The sequence below is a fragment of the Pricia sp. genome, assembly GCF_041745955.1.
In the GTDB taxonomy this organism is placed as follows: domain Bacteria; phylum Bacteroidota; class Bacteroidia; order Flavobacteriales; family Flavobacteriaceae; genus Pricia.
This window is the reverse complement of sequence record NZ_JBGTHY010000468.1, coordinates 1-3414: the sequence shown is the minus strand read 5'-3', so window position 1 is coordinate 3414 and position 3414 is coordinate 1. Positions and strand designations below refer to the sequence as shown.

The window sequence follows — 3414 nt, the reverse complement described above, 5'->3', positions numbered from 1 at the left end:
GAAGATGGCTTTCAAGATTTATTGATGATAGGCAACAATTTCGGAAATGAGGTTTTTGTGGGCAGGTACGATGCTTTTAATGGAGCTCTCTTGAAAGGCGACGGAAAAGGAGAATTTGAGGTGGTTACACCCTTGCAAAGTGGATTCAAGATTACCGGAGACGCAAAAGACATGATATCCGTAAAAAATGCTAGTGGAGGAAATCCTTACTACGTAGTTACTCAGAATCGGGGTAAAGTCAAGGTGTTTCAAAATAGTCTCTAAATGAAGATGAATAAAAAGAGGGGGTTGATATGGACTATCATCCTTTCTATTGGTCTACTGGCAGCCTCCTGCTCATCCCCACAAGAAAAAAAAGCGATCACATTATACAAAACACAATGTGCAAGCTGCCATTTGTTGCCGGCCATCCAAGATCTTCCCAAGCATATTTGGGAGAATGGTGTTCTTCCTGATATGGCTGCAAGAATGGGTATAATCGATAGCACGAACAATCCTTACAAAGGTCTTTCATTTGATGAACAGTACGCCATTAAACAAACAGGTATTTATCCCAATAAACCCCAATTGTCGTTGCATGATTGGGAGTTATTAAAGAGTTACATTATCACCATAGCCCCTGATTCTTTGGTTTCGGGCATCGATTCTAGTAGCCGTGATGAATTAGCTCAATTTGTTCCTCGACCGATTAGACTTGATAGTAGTGCGGGCGCGTTCATAACGTTTTTGAAATACGATGGGCAAGATAACAGTGTCATTATCGCCGATTTAAACGGCAATCTGTTGAGGCGTAAAATTAAAATGGGGGAAACCGAGACTCTTACAAAGACCGGTGAGGCCATTACGTCCTATACCGAAAAGAATGGATTTGCCTATATAACGCATACTGGATATTTGAATCCTTCCGAGATTGCCAGGGGAAACATACAGATTAAATCAAACCATACCCTTGCGCAAATACCAATAGTTTTTCACCGACCGGTTCATACCTTGGTTCAAGATCTCGACGAAGACGGTCAAGATGAGCTGGTGGTAAGCGAGTTCGGTAATTTGACCGGAGCCTTATCCCTACTTAGCAAAGAAAAAGATCAGGAGTACGAAAAGAAAATACTTTTGAACCGTCCGGGATCCATACGCACGCTTTCAAAAGACATGAACGATGATGGCAAAAAAGATTTGATAGCCCTTACCTCACAAGGCAAAGAAAGCATCGTTATTCTCTATCAGCAAAATAATTTGGAATTTAATGCCCATCCAGTCATCAATTTTAGTCCGGTCTACGGTACAAGTTGGTTCGAGCTGATCGATTATGACGGGGATGGCCATGACGACATCATAACCGTTCACGGAGACAATGCCGACCAGAGTTATGTACAAAAGCCATATCATGGTCTACGCATCCATATAAATGACGGGCAGAATCGATTTACGGAGAAATATTTTTATGCATTAAATGGTGCTACCAGAGTGGTAGCCCGGGATTTTGATCAGGACGGGGACGTTGATTTTGGAGTGTTATCCACCTTCCCGGATTATAAACAAACACCAGAATTTTCTTTTGTGTATTTAGAAAACGAAAATTCAGAAAATTTTCAATTTAAACCCTATACGTTTCAAGATTCAAAGCTGGGCAGATGGCTATTGATGGATGCCGGTGATGTTGATAAAGACGGCGATGATGACATTGTCTTAAGTTCTTTTACCTATGTATTTACCCCGGTTCCAAAAGAGGTAACCCATCTTTGGGAAACGTCTAATGTAGATTTAATGGTTTTGGAAAATAAATTAGTTCCCTGATGAACGGAATTTCGAACGGATAATCCCATTTTCTTTTCAAATTCGCTTTTCTCAATACTCCCCCTCATGCTTAAAATCCCCAAACCGATACTTCACAGTACGCTTTAACGGAATCTGCATGCCACCGGTCTCTTCGAGCCAATCGTAAATGGCGGCGGACATCGACTTGGCAATATCCTGTTTATCAGGGTCGGCGATCAGGTTGTACATTTCATCGGGATCGTTTTCGAGGTCGTAAAGTTCGTTGCGGTCCCAAATGCCCTGATATTTGATGTATTTGTACTTGTCCGTTCTCATACCGAATACCGTGGGAGTCATAGGGAAATCGTATTCCCAATAATACTCGTAAAAAATCTCCTCTCGGGATTTTGCGTCCGCATCCCCCGTCAAGATAGGAATAAACGAGACGCCTGGCATGTTGTCCGGTTGTTTTACGCCTGCTTCCGCCAAGACCGTAGGACCGATATCGATGTTCTGCACCATCTGTTTCGGTGTTTTTCCGCCTTCGAACAGCTCTGGACAGCGCACCAACAAGGGCACTTTTACCGATTCTTCATAAAAATGGCGTTTATCGATCAAGCCGTGTTCACCCCAGCTAAAACCGTTATCGCCCATATAGATGACTAAGGTGGAATCGTCAAGTCCCTCTTTTTTCAGGTATTCCATAACGGTGCCGATGCTTTCATCTACACCCAAAAGCGTTTCACAATAGTCGACGACCATTTCATGGATGTCGTTAAATCCGTGGTACATATAATCGACCCCGTGCCAGCTCACCCGCTGATTGGCAACCCATTCGGGCCACTTTAAATCTCTGTATTCCCCAGTCAGGGTTTGACCATAAGTGCTAGGCAGTTCTATTGTATTGCCCTTGTACCTTCCTTTGTGACGTTGGGCAGGCTGAAAACCTGCGTGCACGGCCTTGTGGGACAAGTACATAAAGAACGGTTTTTTCTTGTCCCGCTTGTCCAGCCAATCCACGGCATGATCGGTCAACAGGTCGGTGATGTAGGTGGAGTCTTTATAAGTCGTTCGCTTGCCATTGATATTAAGGGTGGGATTGTAATAGACTCCTTGGCCAACAAAACTCTCCCAATGCGTAAAGCCCGGTTGTGGTTCGTCGCCATGGTCGCCCATATGCCACTTACCGAAAAAGCCGGTCTGGTAGCCAGCCTTCTCCAAATATTCGGGGAAAAAAGTCAGGTCTCCGGGGTTCGGCGCCTGATTATCGACTATGGTGTGGGAATGTGAGAATTGTCCAGTTAAAATGGAGGCCCTGCTGGGTGAACACAGTGAAGTGGTGACAAAGGTATTTGGCAGATAGGCTCCCTCGGATGCCAACCTATCCATATTTGGGGTCTCGAGCCAAGGCACCTTACCCGTAAAGCCCATATAATCGTAACGATGGTCGTCGGTAAGGATAAAGATGACATTACGGGGTTTCTTTTTCGATGGTTTTTGCGGGTCGGTGTTGGCTGGGCTTTTACCTGAAAAAAGAAGGATGCAGGTTATTAGTGCAAAAAATTTGAGTTTCTTCATGGGAGGGTTTTGTGATGGGGAATGCATTGTTTTGAAAAGGAAATTTAATGAAAAAAATCGGTAGAATCTGTCGTTCGC

Annotated in this window: 3 protein-coding genes; 2 read left to right on the top strand and 1 reads right to left on the bottom strand. The window is 43.9% G+C overall.

The genetic code is table 11. From position 1 onward, the window contains the following. Together ACEW8S_RS16470 and ACEW8S_RS16465 are read left to right on the top strand one after the other, a co-directional pair. On the top strand, window positions 1-264 hold a 264-nt coding region (locus ACEW8S_RS16470; RefSeq protein ID WP_373519210.1), incomplete at its 5' end, for a hypothetical protein. Continuing rightward, entirely contained in the window at window positions 265-1797 is a 1533-nt protein-coding gene (locus ACEW8S_RS16465; RefSeq protein ID WP_373519209.1) for an FG-GAP repeat domain-containing protein, read from the top strand. It begins immediately after the preceding gene. 51 nt (window positions 1798-1848) lie between these two features. On the opposite strand, the gene ACEW8S_RS16460 is transcribed toward ACEW8S_RS16465, so the two are convergent. Beyond that, window positions 1849-3336 carry a sulfatase gene (locus ACEW8S_RS16460; protein WP_373519208.1) on the bottom strand — a complete coding sequence of 496 codons (1488 nt, stop codon included), beginning with the start codon at window positions 3334-3336 and terminating at the stop codon, window positions 1849-1851. Between the last annotated feature and the right edge of the window lie 78 nt (window positions 3337-3414).

What these genes read in the sequence shown, in the direction of transcription:
- ACEW8S_RS16465 (WP_373519209.1), top strand. Translation starts at nt 265, where the DNA reads ATGAAGATGAATAAAAAGAGGGGGTTGATATGGACTATCATCCTTTCT.
- ACEW8S_RS16460 (WP_373519208.1), bottom strand. Translation starts at nt 3,336, where the DNA reads ATGAAGAAACTCAAATTTTTTGCACTAATAACCTGCATCCTTCTTTTT.